Genomic DNA, 20,818 nt, shown 5'->3' on the forward strand with positions numbered 1-20,818 from the left:
GGACGCCGCCCGGCCCGGACCTCTGTGAGCATGCGGATCTGCCCGGTCGCCCGTACCGGCTCAGGGGGGCCGCGCCATGGCGAGCCGAGCGGACCGGCGCGTGCCCGCGCCCCTGCGGGCCGCCTCGGCCGCCCGGCTGCTGTGGCGGGCGTCCCCCGGGCACACCCTCGCGCTCGGTACGGTCGTCCTCGCCGCCGCGGCCACCGCCGCGCTGGTCGTCGTCGCCACCGGCCTGCTGGTCGGCGCGTTGCCCGCCGTCGTCGGCGCCGGGCTCGGCTCCGCCGCCGGCCGCCATCTGCTGGTCGTCCTCGCCGCGTTCGGCGCGCTCGCCCTCGCCCGTACGGCCTTGGGCGCCCTCCAGTCCGGGCTGACGGACGCGCTGCGGCTGCGGGTCGCGGACGCGGTGGACGACCGGGTGATGGCCGCGGGCAGCGGCCCGTACGGCATCGCGCACCTCGAAGACCCCGCGTACGCCGACGTCCTGCGGCTCGCCACGGGCCCCGGCACCCGGCCGGACGCGCTGGCGGAGCTGGTGCCGGAGGTGGTGCAGCCCCGGCTCCAGGCGCTCGCGCTGATCGGGCTGCTCGCGCCGCTCGCCTGGTGGGCGCCGGTGCTGCTGTGCGCGGCCGGAGCCCTCACCTACCGCACCAACCTGGGCGTGGCGCGCAGCGTGCACGGCAGCATGGCCGCGACGAGCGGCGCGATCCGCCGGTCCGGGTACTTCCGGAGCCTCGCGCTCGACGCGGGACCGGCGAAGGAGATCCGGGTCTTCGGCCTCGGCGAGTGGGCGGCCGGCCGGATGACGGAGATCTGGCGCACGGCGATGGCGGCCGTGTGGTCCACCCGGCGCGCGGCGACCGGCCGCGCCTACGGCGCGGTGCTCTTCCTCGTCCTGGCCGAGGCGCTGGTGCTGGGGTACGCGGCCGTCGCCGCGGCGCGCGGGGAACTGGGGCTCGCGCGGCTCGTGATCGTCGTACAGGCGGCGCTCGGGCTGCCGGTGCTGGGCTGGGCCGGGGACTTCGACTACCTGGTCCGCGACGCGCTGCTGGGGCTGCGCTCGCTCGCCGCCCTGGAGGAGCGGGCGGCGGCGGCCGGGGCCCCCGCCGGTATGGAGGGCGCGGACGCCGCCGCCGTGCGCACGCTCGGCCCGCCCCGCCGGGAGATCGCCGTCGAGTCGGTCACCTTCGCCTACCCCGGCACCGGCCGCAACGTCCTCGACGGGCTCAGCCTGCGCATCCCCGCCGGGACCTCGGTCGCGATCGTCGGCGCCAACGGCGAGGGCAAGACCACCCTCATCAAGCTGCTGGCCCGGCTGTACGAGCCGGAGGGCGGGCGGATCACGGTCGACGGGACCGACCTGCGGGCGGCCGGGCCGGACGAGTGGCGCCGCCGACTGGCCGTGGTCTTCCAGGACTTCGTGAAGTACCCGCTGCCGCTCCGCGTCAACGTGGCCTTCGGCGACCTCTCCGCCGCCGAGGACGGTGCGGCTCTGGAGGAGGCGCTGGCCGCGGCGGGCGGCGCCGCGCTCCCGGGGCGGCTGGGGTCGGGCTGGGACACGGTCCTGTCCCGGCAGTTCACCGGCGGCGCGGACCTCTCCGGCGGCCAGTGGCAGCAGGTCGCGCTGGCCCGGGCGCTGCTGGCCGCCCGGCACGGCGCCGTCCTCGTCCTGGACGAGCCCACCGCCAACCTCGACGCCCGCGCCGAGGCCGAGTTCTTCGACCGCTTCCTGGGGGCCGCCCGCGGGGCCACCACGGTGCTCGTCTCGCACCGCTTCTCCGGGGTGCGCCGCGCAGACCTCATTTACGTGCTCGACGGGGGCCGGGTCGCGGAGAGCGGCACGCATGAGCGGCTGGTGGCGCTGGGCGGGCGGTACGCGCGCATGTACGCGCTCCAGGCGGCCCGCTTCGCCGTCGGGGACGCCGAGGACGCCGGGGACGCCGGGGACGTCGGGGGTGCCGGGGACGCTGAAGACGGGGCGCCGGCGCCGAAAGCCCCGCCCGTACTCCCGCCCGCACCCGCGCCCGTACCTCATGAATGCGAGTCCGAAGCCGATGCCGACGGCGCCGATCTCGGCGCGGAGCCCCGCCGGATCGGCGGTTCCCTCGCCGCGCTCGGCACGCTGATCCGAGGGGCGTTCCGGGAGGCGAAGGGCGGCGCGGCGCTCGGGCTGCTGCTGGTGCCGGCCGGGGCCGGGGTGGCGGCGCTGCAGGCGCTGTGGTTGCGCGACATGGCCGACGGCGCGCAGCGGCAGGAGCTGGGGGCGACCCTCACCGCCACGGCGCTGCTCGTGGTCAGCCTCGGCGCGTGGCAGGCCGTCGAGCTGGCCGGGGTCGCCGCGCGGATCGGGCTGAGCGAGCGGGTGGGGTTCGCGTTCGACCGGACGCTGGCGCGTCTGACGGCGGGGATCGCGGGGCTGCGGCATCAGGAGTCGCCCGCGTTCCAGGACCGGCTGCAACTGCTGCGGAGCCGGGCGCTCGCGATGGGCGGGCTGCTGAACTGGCTGCTCAACCTCGTCGAGGAGTTCGCGGGGTTCCTGGTGACCGCGGTGCTGCTGGCCACGGTCCATCCGGCGCTGCTGGCGCTGCCGCTCGTGGGGCTGCTCGCGCTGCGCGTCCAAGTGGCCGGCCGCCGGGCCGCGGCCCGCGCGACGGACGCGTCGGCCGCCGACTACCGGCTCGCGGCGCTCCTCACCGGCCTGGCGGCCGACCCGGCCGCGGGCAAGGAGCTGCGCGTCTGCGGTCTCGGCCCGGAACTCCGCCGCAGGCGGCGGGCGGCCCGGCGGCGGGCCGACGCCGTGATGCGGCGGGCGCAGTGGCGGGTGGCGGCCATCGGGGCCGTCGCCGGGGCGCTGAACACGCTCTCCCTTGTCGCCGCCGTCGGCTTCGTCGCCGCCCTCGCCGCCCGCGGGCAGGCGAGCCTGGGCGCGCTGCTGCTCGCGGTGGTGCTGGCCGGCCGGTTCGTGGGGCACGTGGCCGGGCTGGTGAGCACGACCGGGGTGGTGGTGGACCTGGTGCAGAGCGCCGAGCGGTTCCGCTGGCTGCGCTCGTACGCGCGCCGGGCGCGGCCCCCCGCCCCGACCGCCGCCGTCCCCGCCGGACTCGGCCGCGGCATCCGCGTGGAGGGGCTGTCCTTCAGCTACCCCGGCACCCGCCGCCGCGTCCTGCGCGACGTCAGCGTCGAACTGCCCGCGGGGAGCGTGGTGGCGCTGGTCGGGGAGAACGGCTCCGGCAAGACCACCCTGGTCAAGCTGTTGTGCCGGCTGTACGAGCCGACCGGCGGCCGGATCCTCCTGGACCGGACCGAGCTGGCCGCCTGTGCCCCCGCCGCCTGGCGGGCCCGGCTGAGCGCCGGGTTCCAGGACTTCGTCCGCTTCGAGCTGCCCGTACGTGAGAGCGTCGGCGTCGGCGACGTGGAGCGCGTGGCGGACGGCGGACGGGTCCGGGCGGCGCTGGAGCGGGCGGGCGCGGCCGAGCTGCCCGGCACGCTGCCCGACGGTTTGGAGACCCCGCTCGGCCGCCGCTGGGAGGGCGGGGTGGACCTGTCCGGCGGCCAGTGGCAGAAGGTGGCCCTGGGGCGGGCGCTGATGCGCACCGACCCCCTGCTGCTCGTACTGGACGAGCCGACCGCGTCCCTCGACGCGGAGACGGAGCACGCGCTGTTCGAGCGGATCTGCGCGGCGGCCCGGGCCGGCTCGGGGGCGCGGATCACCCTGCTGGTCTCGCACCGCTTCTCGACCGTACGGGCCGCCGACCTGATCCTCGTGCTCGACGGCGGCCGCGTCGCGGAGGCCGGGTCCCACCGGGAACTGCTGGCGCTGGGCGGGCGCTACGCCTCGATGTACGGGCTCCAGGCCGGCGCCTACCGGTAGGCGCGGCGGCCCGGCCCCGGGCGGCCGCCGCCGTCCTCGCGGAGCGTGGCCTCAGAGCCTGTGCCACGCCCCTGGCCGGGCGTGCGATGCCGGGTGCGCACGCGGGCGGCGTTGCCGGAACGCCCTGGGGGCTCCGGTGCGAGGGCCTTGCGGCGCCTCGCGATCCGCGCGCACCGGACGGCCGCGCGCCGACCCGGCCGGGGACATGGCGCAGGCCCTCAGCGCCGTATCAGCTGCGTCGACTGCTCGTCGAGTTCGGCCGCGGGCTCCGGTGCCGGTCTGCGGGCCGAGTCGCTGACCTTCAACAGCAGCGCGATGAGGACCCAGTTGGCGACCTGGGACGAGCCGCCCTGGGCGAGGAAGGGCAGGGCCTTGCCGGTGAGCGGGATCAGCCCGGTGACGCCGCCGGACACCACGAAGACCTGGAGCGCCAGCGCGCTGGCGAGCCCCGCGGCGAGCAGCTTGCCGAACGAGTCGCGGGCGTCGAGCGCGGCCCGCAGCCCGCGCTCCACCAGCAGCGCGTAGAGCAGGAAGACCGCCGTCATGCCCGCGAGGCCGAGCTCCTCGCCGACGCTGGTGAGGATGAAGTCGCTGCGCGCGGCGAACCCGATGAGGTCGGGGCGGCCGGAGCCGAGCCCGGTGCCCAGGATGCCGCCGCTGCCGAAGCCGAACAGGGCCTTGGCGAGCTGGTCGGAGCCGGCGCCCGGGTCGTTCAGGGCGGCGAAGGGGTGCAGCCAGGCGGAGATGCGGCCGTGCACATGCGGCTCCATGGCGCCTACCACGGTCGCGCCGACGGCGAACATGAGCAGGCCGGTCACCACCCAGCTGGTGCGCTCGGTGGCGATGTACAGCATGATCACGAACAGCCCGAAGAAGATCAGCGAGGTGCCGAGGTCCCGCTCGAAGATCAGCACCAGCAGACTCAGCAGCCACACGGCGGCGATCGGGCCGAACTGCCGCCCGCGCGGCAGCGAGAAGCCCAGCACCCGTCGGCTGGCCAGCGCGAGGGCGTCCTTGTGCATCGTCAGATAACCGGCGAAGAACACGGCTATGACGATCCTGACGAACTCACCGGGCTGGAACGACAGCGACCCCAGCCTGATCCACCGCTTCGCGCCGAGCGTGTCCGCGCCGAAGAACACCGGGGCGATCAGCATCACCAGGGCGATCGTGATGCTGATGTAGGTGTACCGCTGGAGGTGCCGGTGGTCCTTGAGGAAGATCAGCACGGCGACGCAGACCGCGATGCCTATGGCGCCCCACATCAGCTGGGTCGGCGCCACCGTCACCGCCGTCTTGGGGGAGCTGAGGGCGAACGCGAGGTCGAGCCGGTGGATCAGGACCAGCCCCAGACCGCTCAGCGCGACGGCGATCGGCAGGATCAGCGGATCGGCGTGCGGGGTGAATCTTCGCACCGCCCAGTGCGCCCCCATGGCCATCGCCGTCATCCCGAGGGCGTACATGGGCAGCTCCGCCGGCAGCTTCCCCTCCGTGGCCAGCCCCACCGACGCGTAGCCGAACAGCGTCAGCAGCACCGCCAGGACCAGCATCAGCAGCTCCGCCCGCCGGCCGCGGGACTCCTCGGGCCGCGCCTCACGGGCCGAACCCCTTCTGCCTGCGCCCATCCCCATGCTCCTCAGTCGAATGTCGGTCTCATCGCGGCCGCCAACGGCGGACCCGGCTCCTGGTGACACGGCACGAGTCCGCCCGCTCATCTAGAGACTTGGGAGGTCACGCAAGGTTGCGTGATGATGCAACCGCCGAGGAGAGATTAGTCATGCGCGCGGAGCCGGCTGACCGTGCACCCCCTGTGGGCCCGCTGTGCGGGGCTTGTGTACGGGCCCGCACCGTCGCGGCGCGGGGCTTGTGCATGGGCCCGCACCGTCGCGGTGCGGGGCGGCGGGGGGCTTCGGGACCCTTGTCCGCGCCCGCCGGGTCGCCGCACCCCGCCGCCCGGGTCGGCGGCGGCATGAGGAGAGCGCCGGCGGTCAGGCCGGCGCTCTCCTCCCGGGGGTTCCCTGTCGCTGCCCCGGTCAGCCGCGGTGCGCCGGACGGCGCACCGCGGGCAGGTCACTTCAGCCAGTGCGGGTCCCGCGGTTCCACCTTGTTGAGGTACCCCATGAGCTGCGCGTGGACCGTCAGCTCGGCCATGGCGGACTGGAGCCGCACGATCCGGCCCACGGACTCGGGGTCGCCGACGCCGCTCAGCCACTCGGCCATCAGGGAGGCCGTCGCCAGGACCCGGTCGCGGAGCGCCTGGCACACCCCCGTGGGCCCGTGTGCCACGGTCACCTCGGTGATCTCGGACCACAGCTCCGCGCCGCGCGGTGCCATGCCGAGCTCGACGCCCGTGCGGTACAGCCGGTCGTAGTCGAGGCGCTGGTACCAGTCGCGGGTCTCCTCGCTGAGCTCGCCGGTGGCGAGGACCGCGGCGACCTCGGCCAGCAGCTCGTCGGCGTGGCGCAGCCGCTTCTCGGCCGAGGCGACGTACACCCCCGCGACGGCCGGGGCGTCCTCGTGCTCGGCGAGTTCGAGCGCCTTGAAGAGGTCGCTGGTCGCGGCGAGCAGTTCGACGCCGGCGTGCTGGGCGAGACGCTTCTTGTCGCTCAGGGCCCGCTGGGACAGCTGGAGCGCCTTGTTGCAGACTTGAGTCATCCGTTCTTCCTCCTTAAAGAAGTTGGCGGGGCGTGCCGGACCGTCAGCCGACCGCGGTCGACACGTTGGTCATTCCGAAGATGTTGATGATGGCTATCGCCTGTCCGCGGATTCGAATCCGGTCGAATTCCGTGATCGATTTCCAGGCGAATTGCTGCCACTCGACGGGACCTTGGGCGCCGGCGGTACGGGCGAACGTGTCGAGTTCTGCGGAGAATTCCCGCAGCGTGTCGACGAAACCACCGAATGCCGACTCGTCCCCGCCCTCGGCGTACTGCGCGGCGATGGCGCGCAGCGATTCCTCGTCGAGCGCCACCAGCCCCTGCGCACCCGCCTCGCGCAGCACGTCGAGCACCTGGACGCCCTCTCGTCCCGCCGCCCGCAGACGTGCGTCGTGCACGGCGTGGAAGCCCAGCTCACGGGCGATTTCGCGGGACGACTCGTAGTCCGCCAGCGCCGACCCGACCGCGGCGGCGGCGCAGGCGACGCGCACCTCCGCCTGGCGCTGGTCGCCCAGTTCCAGGTCGCGGTGGACGAGGTGCAGTTCGCTGCCCGCCCGCATGAAGTGGGCCGAGCCGGTGGCGACGGGCGCGTCGACGCTGTCGTAGAGGTCGCGGAGGGCCCCTTCGGATGGCGACGGAGCCAGCGGAGGCTTTTTGTTGCAGACCTGACTCATTATGCGTTGTCTCCTTCGGAGATTTCCATTCCGGTCCCTGGACGGCAATCACATGAATGCCGCACGGAGTGCGGTGCGGGAAATCATCGGGTGGCAGAGGTTGTCTGATCAGGGAAATGCTTGCACAATCACTTAAGTCTCCTCGGGGAAAATGGCCGCCACCGGACAGGTTCGGATGGGCCCGGACAGCAGGGCGGCACACGGGGGCTGCGGTGTACACGACCGGGCGGATCGAACGGGGGAAACATGGGTGGGGGGACCGGAGGATTCGAGGGAATATCGCCGGGCGGTGACCGCGAGGATCTCGGCGGCATCGACAGCGTGGAGGAGCTGGCCGCCCTGCTGCGCCGGCTGCGCCGCAGGGCGGCCCGGCAGCGGGGCGACTCGCAGCTGACCTACCGGGAGCTCGCGGCCGGCACCGGATGGGCGCACGGGGCCATCGGGGACTACTTCGCGGGCAAGACGCTGCCGCCCACCGACCGCTTCGACGTCCTGGTCCGGCTGCTCGGCGCCACCGGACCCGAACTCGGCGCGCTCGCCACGGCGCGCGACCGGGTGGAGGAGCGGCGCCGGGCCCGTACGCGGCCGGCCGCCGACGGGGACGGCGGCGGCCCCGCCCGCGCCCGGCCGGACACCGTGCCCCGCGAGTTACCGCCCAACCCGCCCGTGCTGTGCGGGCGGGTCCACGAGCTGGCCTCCCTGGACCTGCTGCGGCCCCTCACGCCGCCCGGGCCGTGCCCGATCGCCGCGCTCGACGGGCCGGGCGGCGTCGGCAAGTCCGCGCTCGCCGTGCACGCCGCCCACCTGCTGGCGGACCGCTTCCCCGACGGGCAGCTCTACGCCGATCTGCGCGGCGCGGGCCCCGGGCAGGACCCGCTCGCGCCGGCCACGGTCCTGGTCCGGTTCCTGCGCGCCCTCGGCGCCAAGGGACCGCTGCCCGTCAGCGAGGCGGGGGCCGGGGCGCTGTACCGCGCACTGGCCGCGAACCGGCGGCTGCTGGTCGTGCTGGACAACGCGTACGGCGCCGCCCAGGTGCGGCCGCTGCTGCCCGCCGCGCCGAGCTGCGCGGTCCTGGTCACCAGCCGCCGCGTCCTCGCCACCGTCGACGGCGCCGTCCATCTGCATGTGGGCCTGCTGCCGATGGAGGAGTCGCTGACCCTGCTCGGCGCGTACGCGGGCCCGCGGCGGCTGGCCGCCGACCGGCCGGCGGCGGAGGCGATGGCCGGCTACTGCGGGCACCTGCCGCTGGCGCTGCGCATCGCGGGCGCCCGGCTGGCGGCCCGCCCGCACTGGCCCGTACGGGTCCTCGCCGACCGGCTCGCCGACCCCCGGCACCGGCTCGACGAGCTGGAGTACGCCGATCTGCGGGTCCGCGCCACCTTCGAGGCGGGCTACCAGGGCCTGCTCGGCGGCGGCGAGGCGGACCGGCTGGCCGCAGAGCTGCTGCCGCTGCTCGCCGAGGCCCCGGGCGAGCTGACCGCCGGGGACGCGGCGCGCCGGACGCACCGGGCGCCGCACGAGGCCGAGCCGGTGCTGGAACGGCTGGTCGACGCCCAGCTGCTGGAGTCGCCGGCCCCCGGCCGCTACGGCTTCCACCCCCTGCTGCGGCTGTTCGCGCTGGAGCAGGCCGGGCCGCCCGTACCCCTCGCGGACCGGGCCTCGGTGGACCGGACCGCGGCGGACCGGCGCCCGGAGGACCGCCGTCCGGCGGCCCGCCTGCTGCCGGACCGCCTGCCCCTGGACCGCAAGCTGCCGGGCCGTCAGCTGGCGGAGGTCCGGCTCGACGAACCGCGCCTCACGGACCAGCGGCTTCCGGGACCTTGAGCCACACCGCCTTCGAGGGCGTGCCCTGGTCGTCCACCACATTCACCATGTACCAGCCCGGCGGCACCAGCGACGGGTCCTTCGGCAGCGTGACCGTGACACTGTCCGCGGTCTTCGTGTAGTCGAGCGCGATGGAGCGCTGCTCGATGTTGGTCACATGCGTGAAGGAGCCCGGCCGGATCAGGCGGGCCTTGCGGATCGTCGCGGCGTGACCGGTTTTGAAGGTGGTCCTGCCGCCCAGCTTCACCGTCCGCGGCCGGGCGCCGGTGTCCTTCAGATCCGGCCGCGAGTCGTTGTAGAGGTACGGCGGGGTGTAGAGGTCGATCTGCTGCTGGAACGTGCCGGGCTTGGTGTTGCCCTTGTCGCCGTAGAGCGAGTCGGAGCCGAAGGTCATGACCCGGCCGTCGGGCAGCAGCAGCGCGCCCGAGTGGTAGTTGCGGCCGACCAGCGGGTCGGCGACGGCGTGCTTGCCGTTGGTCTTCGGGTCGTAGATCTCGGCCTTGAGGACGTTGGAGTCACTGCGGCCCCGGTAGTCGCCGGAGCCGTTGGTGGTCAGCACGGTGTCGTCGGGCAGGATGACGCTGCTCGGGTAGCGGGCCTTCGCGTACAGGTCGGGGCCGTCCTTGAAGCGCGGGTCCTTCGCGTGCAGGTCCACGATGCGGGTCTTGGCCGTCGACTTCTTGTCCTCGCCGACGCCGCCGCCGCCGAGCACCATGTACCGCTGGTCCTGGGCGGGCGGCAGCAGCACCGACATCGAGGTCTCCAGCGCGTCCGGGTCGCTCATGCCGGGCACCGTCTTGAAGGCGTTGCTCTTGAGGTCCCAGACGCCGGGGACGCGGCCCTGGTCGGCCGGTCCGTAACCGGCGTTGGAACCGGTGTAGAAGATCTTGCCCTGGTCGGTGAGGAAGAGGGCCGGGTAGGTCGGGAAGAACCGCTGCTTGGGCAGGTACGTCCACTTCTTGGTCTTCGGGTCGTAGACCTCGTTCTTGCCCGGGACCACCTGGCCGATCTCGTCCAGGCCGGAGACCGAGAGCACCTTGCCGTCCTGGAGCGTGGTCAGCGTCGGATACCAGCGGGCCTCGTTCATCGGGTCGACCGTGATGTAGCGCTCGGAGACCGGGTCGAACTCGTAACTGTCCTTGATCCCCTGGAAGTCCTTCTTGTCGAACGACAGCTTGTTGGCGATGCCGTAGAAGTTACGGGCGTCCGCGCCGGTCAGCCCCTTGATGGTGTAGTTGTCGGTGAGCCCGGTCTCGTGCTCGGCCCCCTTCTCCAGGGCCTCCACATAGACGCGCGCCGTGCTGGCCGTGACGGTGACCTTGCCGGTCTTCGGGTCCTTGGCCTTCTTCGCGCGCGGCACCAGCAGGTTGTCCTTGGACGCGAAGGACTTGCCGGTCGCCTTGCCCGTGAAGACCGTGCCCGCCGGGAAGGTCCGCGGCCGGTCCGGGTCCTCGTTGTGGACGACCATCAGGCCGCCGGCCCGGGTGACGTCGCCGCCCAGCTTCTCGTAGCGCTGGGTGCCGCCCGCGACCAGCAGCTTGCCGTCCGGGAGCTGGGTGTGCCCGGCGCAGAAGAGGTCCTTCGGGGTGGGGATGTTCTTGAAGGTGTTCTTCTCCGGGTCCCACAGGACCGTACGGAAGGACTTGGCCTTGAAGTTGGCGGCGTTGTTGCCGGAGCCCGCGACGAGCAGCACCTTGCCGGTGTGCAGCAGGGCCGCGTGAATGGTGTTGATCTTGTACTGCTCGGGTACGTCGATCACGTTCCAGTGGCCGTTGCGCGCCTTGTACTCGGGTTGGTTGATCTTGTAGTCGTGGTACTTCTCGGAGGCGAAACCCCAGATCGCCGGCCCGTTGAGCCCGGCCAGCACGAGGACCGCCGCCCCGCCGATGGCTATCCGGCGGGTGCGGCGGCTCGGACGGTACTTCATCGGTCGGATCCCCCAAGAGCGAGCTGGGCGGTCTGGTTCTGCGGGTCGCCGCGGTCACGCCGGTCTCTTCTGTCCCGGCGCAGCGTCCACGCCCAGGCCAGGATCGGCGCCACCGTGATCAGCAGCGCCAGCGTCGCCCAGGTCCGCATCGCCACGTGCGTATGGCCGAGCAGGAACGAGGCCACCAGGGAGCCGCCGAAGACCAGCAGGAAGAAGAGGTGCACCCGGAAGGTGCCGAAGAGCGTGTCGGGGCTGGCCGAGTCGCCCTTCGGCGTCACCACGAACGTGCTCTTGCGGCGCAGCACCGCGTCCAGCAGCGAGCGCGCGTAGATCGGCGCGGAGAGCGCCGACATCACCATGCCGGCCAGGCCGCCCGAGCCCTCGGGCTCGTGGGGCGAGACGTTGTGGCGACGGTTCCAGATGTAGAGCCCGATCTGGAGGGCCGCGGCGTCGCTGTAGAGCATCATCCAGACCTCGGAGTTGATCTGGATGCCCGAGGCGCCGAGGCCCAGGAAGAGCGCGCAACTGAGCCCGCCCAGCATCCAGTTCACCGCCGTCATGGGGTAATAGATGACCATCAGCGTGTAGTTGAGCAGCTTGCCCGGCGACAGCGTGAAGGGGCCCTTCCAGAACTGCTTGAGTATCGTCTCGTACGTCCCTCGCGACCAGCGCAGCTGCTGGGTGAAGAAGTCCGTCCACGCGTTCGGCCCCTCGCCGACGGCGAGCACGTCCGGCGTGTAGACCGAGCGCCACTTGCGGCCGGTGCCCGGGTTGCGGTGCCGGTGCAGCTCGAAGCCGGTGGCCATGTCCTCGGTGATCGAGTCGTAGAGGCCGCCGATGCCCTTGAGGGCGCTGATGCGCACGGCGTTGTTGGTGCCGACGAACATGGGCGAGCCGTAGCGGTTGCCCGCCCGCTGGATCAGGGCGTGGAAGAGGAACTGCTGGCTCTCGGCGGCCTTGGTGACGGCCGCGTCGTAGTTGCCGTAGACCTGCGGACCGACGACGAAGGCGATGTCGGGGTCGCGGAAGTACCCCAGCATCCGCTCAAGGAAGTTCGGCAGCGGCACATGGTCGGTGTCGACCGAGGCGAAGAAGTCGTAGTCGTCGCCGTGCGCGTCGAGCCAGGCGTTGTAGTTGCCGTGCTTGGTCTTCGCGCGGTGCGGTCCCTTGGGCCGGTTCCACTTCTCGACGCCCTTGCGGGAGAAGTGGTGCACGTCCAGCCGCCTGCAGACCTCCTTGACCTCGGGGTCGTCGCCCTCGTCGAGCAGCCATACGTGCAGCAGCCCCCGGTGGCGCAGCCGTACGGCCGCCTCCAGGGTCCTCGTCACCATCTCGATCGGCTCCTTGCCGGGCACGAACGAGGTGAGGAAGGCGACCTTGGTGCCGGTCTCGGGCACCACCGGGATCGGGTCGCGGGCCACCAGCGTCGCATGCGCGTTGGAGGTGACGTTCAAGGTGCGGAACAGCTCGATCAGCCCGATCGACACCAGCATCACGGTGTCGAGGACCTTCATGGACGTGGTCGCGTGGTCCCGCTCGGTCCAGTGCGCGGGCTGCATCAGCCACAGCAGCAGGGCGAGCGAGACGACCGGGGCGGCGCCGAGCAGCAGCGCCGCGCGTATCCGGTGCGGTTCGTCGGCGAGCAGACTGCGGTAGCGGACCCGGTACGGGCGCCCCGGGTCGGGCTTGGTCAGCGGCCCCGCGAGCCGGCTGTAGTGCTCGTAGTCGTAGCGCGACGGCGGGCGGCGGCGCGACGCCGGGAGCCGGCCGGAACCCGTGTGGTGCGGGTCCTGGTGCTGGCGCGGTATGCGCAGTCGGGTCGTCGCGGACGGGTCGTATGCCTGTTGGTCACCGTGCCGGGCGCCGGTAGGCGTCGACGTCATGAGTCATCCCCCCGCACGCATGCTGGCTGCGTGTCAGTTTCCGAGCCCGTGGATCCCCCTCGACCGCGCGGGCTCGTCCGTGTCGGCCGCCACCTGGACACGGCGCGCGACGACCGTCTTCCGGCGGCTCATTCCGCCGCCGGACCCCCTGTACGAATGTCCCCGGGATTCCCCAACCCGGGTGTTGTGCGGCGTCGTTGGAGCCGTGGGAGCCAATGACGCCAGGCAAGGGTCCCCGACCCCGCCACATGATCGCAAGGGTGATACGAGCTGTTTACCGGGCAAAGCGGTGCGCTGAACCAAGTCGTGTACGGATGTTGCCGAAGTGGTCACGGATGGCCGCTTCCGCTCGTACGGCGTCACCGGAGCGCACCGCCGCGAGGATCTCCCGGTGCTGCGCACAGGTGACCGCGGGGTCCGTGCGCGGCTCGACCAGATCCGTGCGCACCCGGTGGAAGGCGACCCAGAACGCCTCCAGGACCTCGCTCAGCAACGGGTTGTCCAGTCCGCGGTGGAGGGTCGCGTGAAAGGCCCGGTCGGTCTCCGCCCGTACCGTCCCGGCGGCGGCCTCCTCCTCCATCCGGGCCACCAGCGCGTCGAGTTCGGCCAGATCGGCCTCGGGCACCCGGCCCGCCAGCCGCGCTATCAGGCCGGTCTCCACGGCCTCGCGCAGTTCGAGCAGCTGGAGCAGGTCGTCCTCGCCCCGGTAGTGCCCGGCGACGGTGCGGAAGATCAGGCCCTCGATCATGGGCGCCATGGTCATGGGGCCCACATAGGTGCCGAATCCGTGCCGGATCTCGATGATCCCCATCGCCTGCAGCGCCTTCTGCGCCTCGCGCACCGAGTTGCGGCTCACGCCGAGGAGCTCCATCAGCTCGGTCTCGGTGGGCAGCGGGGCGCCGGAGGGGAGCCGCTGGTCGATGATCAGCTTCTTGATCCGTTCCTGGATGTCATTCGCCATCCCGCGACTGTGCACCGCGACCTCCGATGTGAACAGAGATAAAGACTGAGGGCCCCTCGCCAATGGCGAGGGGCCCTCAGTCTTACGTGCGCCGCCAGGGACTCGAACCCCGGACCCGCTGATTAAGAGTCAGCTGCTCTAACCAACTGAGCTAGCGGCGCGCGCTGACGGGAAAACTCTACCGGATCTCCGGGGGTGCTCCGGACCACCGGAGAGCGCCACGGTGGCGGAGTGAACTCGGCGTCCGGGTAAAGGGCCGAAAGTCCTTTGGTTTATGGACTTTGGACTGCACAACCTACCGTTTTGCTCTGTGAAGATCATGTCTGTTGCGCAAGATCATCAGTTGCTCCGTCAACATGCGGTTTGTCCGGGTAGTTGAGAAGCTGTGCCGAGTGCGGATGCGCGACGGGAACTTCACGGCCTGGAGGGGACTCGTATGTCGATGCCGGTGTTTGAGGAATTCGATCCCCCGGGCGATTGCGCTTGCGGGGGATGCGTACAGCGCCGCCGGGCGCTGCTGCACGCGGTGCCGGCCCGCGACGGCGGCCACCCGGCCGCGTACGGCGCCCGCCGGGCCGTCGTGCTCGTCGCCGCCGCGGGCACGGTGCTCGGCGGCGGCGCGGGCGCGGCGATAGCCGCCGGCCCCGCTCCGTCCGAGGCCAATAGCGCAGATGTACGAAATGACGGGGTGTCGGACGCGCCTGCCGAGGCCACCCCGCAGGGCCGCGCCGGCGCGCTGTACGGCTCCGACGGCGAAGGGGCCGGCGGCCGGGGGCGGGCGATGGCGCTCGCCGTATCGACCCGCACCACCACCCGCGACGCGATACTCGACCGCGCGCAGCGCTGGGTGAACCAGCAGGTTCCGTACAGCATGAGCCACTACTGGTCCGACGGATATCGGCAGGACTGCTCGGGATTCGTCTCGATGGCCTGGAATCTCGGCAGCAACCAGTGGACCGGCAGCCTGTCGCAGTTCGGCACCCGGATATCGAAGAGCCAGTTGCAGCCGGGCGACATGCTGCTCTTCCACAATGCGGCCAACCCCGGGGCGGGTTCGCACGTCACCGTCTTCGGCGGCTGGGCGAATTCCGCGCATACGCGGTACATCGCGTACGAGCAGACGCGCCCGCATACGCTCAAGCGCAGCACCCCCTATGCCTACTGGAACAACTCCAGCCGTTATGTGGCCTATCGCTACAACGGGGTAGTGGGCGGCGGCAGCGGTAACGGGAACGGCAGCGGTAACGGGAGCGGCTCCACCTCCTTTCCCGGCGCCGGTTCCTTCGGCCCCGGCGCGTACAACTCCGAGGTGACCCGGCTCGGACGGCTGCTGGTGAAGCGCGGCGGCGCCAAGTTCTACTCCGAGGGCCCGGGGCCGCGCTGGTCGGAGGCCGACCGCAGGGCGACCCAGGCGTTCCAGAAGGCGCAGGGCTGGTCGGGGAGCGACGCCGACGGCATACCCGGCCGGGCCACCTGGGACTACCTGGTGAACGGCAAGGGCAAGAACATCGGCGGCTCCGGCGGGTCCGGCGGCAACCAGGGCGGGACAAAGGCGCCCGCCTACCCGGGCGCGGCTTCGTTCCGCCCCGGCCAGTCCAACCCGTACGTCGCACAGCTCGGCAAGCAGCTGGTCAAAAAGGGCTACGGCAAGCACTACTCACAGGGCCCCGGCCCCCGGTGGAGCGAGAGCGACCGCCGAAACGTCGAGGCTTTCCAGCGGGCGCAGGGCTGGAGCGGCCGCGACGCCGACGGTTATCCCGGCCCCGAGACCTGGCGGCGGCTCTTCGCATGACGGAGCGGAAAATGAAGAAGGACAGCAAGGAGCCGGGGCCCTCAGCGGGCGCGGCGAACCCCCGCAAGCAGGGGGACCACCACGACCGGCGCGGCCAGGGCGGCCAGGGGGGAGAGGACGGTGGTGCCGCCGGGCCGCACACGGGCGCGCCCGGCGGATCTCACGGGGGCGCGCGCCCCGGGCCGAACACTGGGCCGCACGCCGGGCCGCATGCCGGGCCGCACGCCGGCCCGTCCACCGGCACCCGGATGCGCGCCATCTGGCACGGCGAGGGCATCCCCATGGACATGCTCTTCCGCGATGACCGCGACGGACACGGGCACGGCCCCGCGCCCGTCGAGGACCGGGACGCGGCCGGTCCGCGCCAGGCCGACCGGCCGGGGCCCCGGGTGGCCGTCATCGAGGGCGGCCGGGGCCCGGCGGTCGAACCCGGGGAGACCGGTGGCGAGGCGACGGCGGGGGAGGGCGCGCAGCCGCCCGACGACGACACGACCGAGCAGCCGCTCATCCTCGTGCCGCTGATCGACCCCGACACCGGGAAGGAGTTCGTCTACCCGGCCGACCTCGCCGACCCGGCGCCGCCTAGGCGCTCCGGCCCCGCGACGACGGCACCGTCCGCCACCGCGTCCGGGGCCTTGCCTGACGCCCCGTCCGACGGCTCGCCCGGGCCCGCGGCCGCTCCGGTGCCTGCTCCGGCCGCCGCGAGCGGCGGCGCCCCCGCCCGTACGGAGGACACCGCCACGGCCATCGCGGGCATCGCGGCGGCCACCGCGCTCGCCGACGCCGCGGGCCGTCCGGGCTCGCGCGACACCGCTCGTACGGACCGGGGCGACCGTACGGACCGGGGCGCTCGTACGGGCCGTGGCGACCATGCCGGCCGGGGCGTGCGTACCGACGGCGGGGCGGGCGCGTTCGGTGGCCGCGACCGGCGGCGGGCCGAGCCCCGCGCCGAGACGCGCGAGGCCCCCGAGGGCGACGCCGACCTCGTCGAACGGTCCGGCCCCGCGCTCTCCGGCTGGTGGGCGATCCTCGTCGGGCTGCTGGCCCTCGGCGGCTGCGGCTGGCTGCTGTGGCGTGCGGGCGTACTGCCCGAACAGGCCCTGCGGGCCGTCCGGCTGCCGGTCCGCGAGCGCACGGAGGTGCTGCCCTGGCAGTGGGCGGCCGTCGCGGCGGGCGGCGTGGTCGCGCTGCTGGCGTTCGGCGGACTGACCCGCGGCCGGGTGGGCTGCGCCTGGGTGCTGTCGCTCTTCGGCCGGTACCGGGGGAGCGTGCGGCGCACCGGACTGGTGTGGATCAGCCCGCTGGTACTGCGCCGCCGGGTGGACGTGCGGCTGCGGCACTGGCGCAGCGAACCCATGGCCGCCGTGGACGCCAAGGGCGTCGCGCTGCGCGTCGTGGTCCTGGTGGTGTGGCGGGTGCGCGACACGGCGCGGGCCACGCTCGCGGTCGACGACTACGCCGGCTATCTGAGCGAACAGGTCGAGGCGGCCATGGCCCGCGTCCTGTCCCAGCTCCCGGCGGACGCCTTCCACGACGACGCGCCGACGCTGCGCGACGCGGAGGCCGTCGGCGACGCGCTGACCCAGGTCCTCTCCGAACAGGTCCGCTCCATCGGCGTGCAGGTCTTCTCGGCGCAGCCGACGCGCATCGAGTACGCGCCCGAGGTCGCGGTGGCGATGCAGCGCAGCCAGATCGCGGCCATCGACGCCAAGCACCGCGACTCGGTGCTGACCTCGGTCGTGGACGCGGTGGACGACACGGTCAGCCGGCTGACCGCGCGCGGGCTCGTGGAGCTGGACGACTACGAACGCAAGGCGCTGGTCAAGGACCTGACCGTCGCCTTCTACACGGCGCGCGGCAGCTCGGCCGCCAAGCACTGACGGGGCGGGCGGCCTGTAGGGGCCGCGGCACCGTCGGCTCACAGCAGCTACAGCAGCTACCGCAGCTACAGCAGCTACAGCAACTACGGCAGCCATGGCAGGCGCAGCAGCAGCAACGGCGAGCACCGCACCCACAGCGCACACAGAAGCCACAGCGCACACAAAAAGCCACAGCCCATCGCATCGCATCGCATCCAGAGACCGCAGCACCTAGAGAAAGGCGGGAAAGAGTGCGTACACCGGCATTCAGCGAGGAGATACCCACCGACTGCGCGTGCGCGTTCTGCACGGGCGCGGCGGTCGAGTCGGCACGGCGCAACGGCGGCACCCCGCAGCGGTGCACGGTGCGCGGCGCCATCGCGGCGGCGGTGGGCGCCGCGGCCCTGGTCGGCGCGGGTGCGGGCACGGCCGCGGCGGAACCGGCCCCGAGCCACGCGGGCTGGGACGGCTCCAAGTACTGGTACAAGGACGGCACCGGCTGGTGGCGCTGGACCAGCCACTACGACAAGTACAAGGCGCACGCGGGCGGTTCAGCGTCGGCGTCGTCCGGCGGGTCGTCGTCCTCTTCTTCGGCCGGGCGCTCGACGGCGGGTCACTCGGCCAACCCCACGTTCCGGGGCAAGGCGGGCTGGGACTCCACGGACCGCGTGTACTGGTACAAGAAGAACGGCAGCTGGTGGTGGACGAGCCACCAGGACAGATACGAGCGGTACGCGGGTGGTTCAGCGTCGGCGTCGTCCGGTGGGTCGTCGTCCTCTTCCTCGGCCGGGCGCTCGACGGCGGGTCACTCCACCAACCCCACGTTCCGGGGCAAGGCGGGCTGGGACTCCACCGACCGCGTGTACTGGTACCAGAGCAACGGCAGCTGGTGGTGGACGAGCCACCAGGACCGCTACGAAGCCCGCAGCGGGAAGTCCGGCGGTTCCTCCTCGCACGGCTCCAGCTCCAGCTCCAGCTCCGGTTCCAGCTCCGGTTCCGGCTCGTCCTCCTCCGGCCGCGGTACGGAGGCCGCGATCTCGTACGCCATGGCGCAGCTCGGCGACCCCTACGTCTGGGGCGGTAACGGCCCGGACGCCTGGGACTGCTCCGGCCTCGTCCAGCAGGCGTACCGCCGGGCGGGCATCAGCGTGCCGCGCGTCGCCGACGACCAGTACCGCGCGTCCAAGAAGATCTCGCGCGGCGACCTGCGCCGCGGTGACCTCGTCTTCTGGTCCAGCGACGGCACGGTCTCGGGCATCCACCACGTGGCGATCTATCTGGGCGGCGGCCAGTACTTGGAGGCGCCCCGGCCCGGGAAGACGGTCCGTATCTCTTCCTTCGCCTACTACAACCCCAACATGTACGGCCGCGTCGGCTGACGCGTGGTGTGGACCGGTTCTCATTGAGAGAAGGTTGCTCGCAGTGGCCACGACAGCGAACCGCACTCTGATGCTGGAGCTCCTCCCCGGGCCCGGGGAGGGAAGCTGCCCGCCCCTCCCGGTGCTCGGCCGCTTCAGCTATCGCAGTGACCGCCCGTACGAGGTCGCCGTCGTCTTCTCCTGCCGGGGCGAGACGGTCGCGAGCTGGCTCTTCGCCCGCGAGCTGCTGCTGCGCGGGGCGCGGGAGCGGGTCGGCGAGGGCGATGTGTCGGTGTGGCCGGTCCACCGCCGGGGGCACCCCGCGCGGGTGCACCTTCAGCTCAGTACGGATGAGGGGCGCTGCGTGCTGGCGGTGCGCGCGGCGGACCTCACCGCCTGGACGGACGCGACGACGCGGCTGGTGCGGCCGGGCACGGAGCACCGCCACCTCGATCTCGACGGCGACGTGGCGCGACTCCTGATGGGGGCCCGGCCGTGACGAGGCGGGCGGCGGTTGTGCGGCGGTGGCACGGACGGCTTTATCAGGAGCTGATGGAACGTCTGGTGCCTCTCGGACGTTTGGGGTGAGTGGGACGATAGGGATGGCTGGTACGAGAGGGATGGCCGCAATGACGACCGCGACCGAGACCGCGCCGCAGGACCCGCGCCTTCACGGGTTTCTGCCGCCACGCACACCCGTACGCACCATGATCGGCACCTGGGTGCGGCTGGACGCGCTCGCCGCCGAGGCCGCCACCGCCGCCGACAGCGGCACCGCCCGCGAACTGGTCGAACGGGCCGCCCGCGGCGGGGACCTGGCCGCCCTGCGGATCCGCGTCTCCCGGCTGTCGCCGCGCAACGCCGAGGCCGCCGGGATGCGCGTCGCGGTCATCGCGGCGGCCTGCGGCTGGGCCCACCTCGACCCCGAAGCGCCCGCGTCGGCGCAGGACGCCGACGCGGCCTTCCTCGACCTGTGGGCGGCCGTCGCGCACCGCCTGGACCGGCCGCACTTCGTGGCCCTGCCCACGCTCGCCCTCCTCAACTGGGGCCCGGCCCGCAAGCCGCGCCGCCAGATCTCCATCGACCAGCTCGCCCGCAGCGAGGAACTGGTGCCGGTCGTCCGCTGGTCGGCCGACGGGCAGCGGCTCAGCCGCCTCGACCACCTGATGCTCGCCGCCACCCGGCTGGAGGCGCACGGCATCTGGCTGTTCCGCCTCGCCGACACCCTCGCCGAGGACGGGCCGCAGGCCGCCACGGCGACGGCGCTGCGCCGCCTCACCCGCATCCAGCACACGCTCCGTGCCCAACTGCACGCCGAGCAGAGCACCTTGGAACTCGCCCCCAGTACCCCGCAGCAGCGCGCCGTACTGACCGCGCTCGCCGCCGACGGCCAGGGCCACGGCGCCATCGGCGGCCGGTCCGGCACCGGGCTGCCGGGCGCGCTGGAGCCGCCCGTACTCCAGGCCGCCGAGGCCGTACTCGGCATGGGCGCCCGCCGGCTCGGCGAAGGCGGCCGCCAACTGGTCCGCCGCCACCTGCCCGCACCGCAGCGCGCCTGGCTCACCGCGATGGACCGCCACTGCGCGCCCGTACGCACCCTGGCCCACCGCGGCGGCTCGGCCTCCATGGCGTACCGCGAGGCCCAGGAATCCCTCATCGCCCTCCGCCACGCCTACGCGGGCCTCCTCCGCACAGCGACAGAACCCCAGCCACCGGCCGCCCGCCTGGGGACCGCCGCGTAACCCGCGCCGGGGCGGGGCGTTTCGGGGCGTCGCGAAGCCAGGGTGAACCAGGTGCGTGGGCACCGGGCCGCCTTCGGCCAACTTGGCCGGTACGGGAGGGGCCCGTCGGACGTGCGGAGTGTCCGCCGGCGCGCCGTGCGCCGGTCCGGGGCCGAGGCGCGTCGGGGCGAAGCTCCGAGGGATGGGGCCGCTCATCAGGCGGTTGACGGGCGGCCGGGACGGCCCAGGTGGCCGGGTCCCGGTGGACGCCGGGGGCGCGTTCGGCGGCGGGCG

13 protein-coding genes and 1 tRNA gene are annotated in these 20,818 nt (G+C 73.1%); 7 read left to right on the top strand and 7 right to left on the bottom strand.

Annotated elements, in window-relative coordinates; translation table 11 throughout:
* Positions 1–76 precede the first annotated feature (76 nt).
* On the top strand, positions 77–3,868 hold the full coding sequence (locus tag AC07AB_RS17820) for an ATP-binding cassette domain-containing protein (RefSeq protein ID WP_478567298.1): 3,792 nt from the start codon (positions 77–79) through the stop codon (positions 3,866–3,868).
* Between the two features lie 218 nt (positions 3,869–4,086).
* Here the strand turns inward: AC07AB_RS17820 and AC07AB_RS17825 are convergent, their stop codons facing one another.
* The 3 genes from AC07AB_RS17825 to AC07AB_RS17835 form a co-directional block, all read right to left on the bottom strand.
* Positions 4,087–5,493 (bottom strand): FtsW/RodA/SpoVE family cell cycle protein, encoded by a 1,407-nt coding sequence (locus AC07AB_RS17825; protein ID WP_478567301.1) that lies wholly within the window; start codon positions 5,491–5,493, stop codon positions 4,087–4,089.
* A 445-nt stretch (positions 5,494–5,938) separates the two neighbouring features.
* Positions 5,939–6,523, bottom strand: a complete 585-nt coding sequence (locus AC07AB_RS17830) for a hypothetical protein (protein ID WP_478567303.1) — start codon at positions 6,521–6,523, stop codon at positions 5,939–5,941.
* Positions 6,524–6,566: 43 nt separating this feature from the next.
* Entirely contained in the window at positions 6,567–7,199 is a 633-nt protein-coding gene (locus tag AC07AB_RS17835) for a hypothetical protein (protein WP_478567306.1), read from the bottom strand.
* A gap of 246 nt (positions 7,200–7,445) precedes the next feature.
* Here AC07AB_RS17835 and AC07AB_RS17840 point away from each other — a divergent pair, with 246 nt between their 5' ends.
* Positions 7,446–9,023, top strand: a complete 1,578-nt coding sequence (locus tag AC07AB_RS17840) for a helix-turn-helix domain-containing protein (protein WP_478567309.1) — start codon at positions 7,446–7,448, stop codon at positions 9,021–9,023.
* On the opposite strand, the gene glxA is transcribed toward AC07AB_RS17840, so the two are convergent.
* The 4 genes from glxA to AC07AB_RS17860 all read right to left on the bottom strand — a co-directional run bounded on the left by glxA (position 8,995) and on the right by AC07AB_RS17860 (position 13,955).
* A complete protein-coding gene (gene glxA / locus AC07AB_RS17845; protein ID WP_478567312.1) occupies positions 8,995–10,950 on the bottom strand; it encodes a radical copper oxidase GlxA in 1,956 nt (651 codons plus the stop codon). The genes AC07AB_RS17840 and glxA overlap by 29 nt on opposite strands.
* On the bottom strand, positions 10,947–12,833 hold the full coding sequence (locus tag AC07AB_RS17850; protein ID WP_478567315.1) for a glycosyltransferase family 2 protein: 1,887 nt from the start codon (positions 12,831–12,833) through the stop codon (positions 10,947–10,949). The genes glxA and AC07AB_RS17850 overlap by 4 nt, the downstream gene beginning before the upstream one ends.
* Before the next feature lie 274 nt (positions 12,834–13,107).
* Positions 13,108–13,794, bottom strand: a complete 687-nt coding sequence (locus AC07AB_RS17855) for a FadR/GntR family transcriptional regulator (RefSeq protein ID WP_478567318.1) — start codon at positions 13,792–13,794, stop codon at positions 13,108–13,110.
* 87 nt (positions 13,795–13,881) lie between these two features.
* Positions 13,882–13,955 (bottom strand) — tRNA-Lys (locus AC07AB_RS17860).
* 275 nt (positions 13,956–14,230) lie between these two features.
* Here AC07AB_RS17860 and AC07AB_RS17865 point away from each other — a divergent pair.
* The 5 genes from AC07AB_RS17865 to AC07AB_RS17885 all read left to right on the top strand — a co-directional run bounded on the left by AC07AB_RS17865 (position 14,231) and on the right by AC07AB_RS17885 (position 20,545).
* Positions 14,231–15,586 (top strand): peptidoglycan-binding protein, encoded by a 1,356-nt coding sequence (locus tag AC07AB_RS17865; protein WP_478567321.1) that lies wholly within the window; start codon positions 14,231–14,233, stop codon positions 15,584–15,586.
* 11 nt (positions 15,587–15,597) lie between these two features.
* Complete coding sequence (locus AC07AB_RS17870) at positions 15,598–17,466, top strand: SPFH domain-containing protein (protein WP_478567324.1); 1,869 nt, start codon at positions 15,598–15,600, stop codon at positions 17,464–17,466.
* Positions 17,467–17,696: 230 nt separating this feature from the next.
* Complete coding sequence (locus AC07AB_RS17875) at positions 17,697–18,824, top strand: C40 family peptidase (protein ID WP_478567327.1); 1,128 nt, start codon at positions 17,697–17,699, stop codon at positions 18,822–18,824.
* 43 nt (positions 18,825–18,867) lie between these two features.
* The gene (locus AC07AB_RS17880) at positions 18,868–19,302 is read left to right on the top strand and encodes an SsgA family sporulation/cell division regulator (RefSeq protein ID WP_478567330.1); all 435 of its coding nucleotides are present in this window, start codon (positions 18,868–18,870) and stop codon (positions 19,300–19,302) included.
* Between the two features lie 130 nt (positions 19,303–19,432).
* A complete protein-coding gene (locus AC07AB_RS17885; protein ID WP_478567333.1) occupies positions 19,433–20,545 on the top strand; it encodes a hypothetical protein in 1,113 nt (370 codons plus the stop codon).
* The last annotated feature ends 273 nt before the right edge of the window (positions 20,546–20,818 follow it).

The organism is Streptomyces sp. NPDC044033, assembly GCF_056434425.1.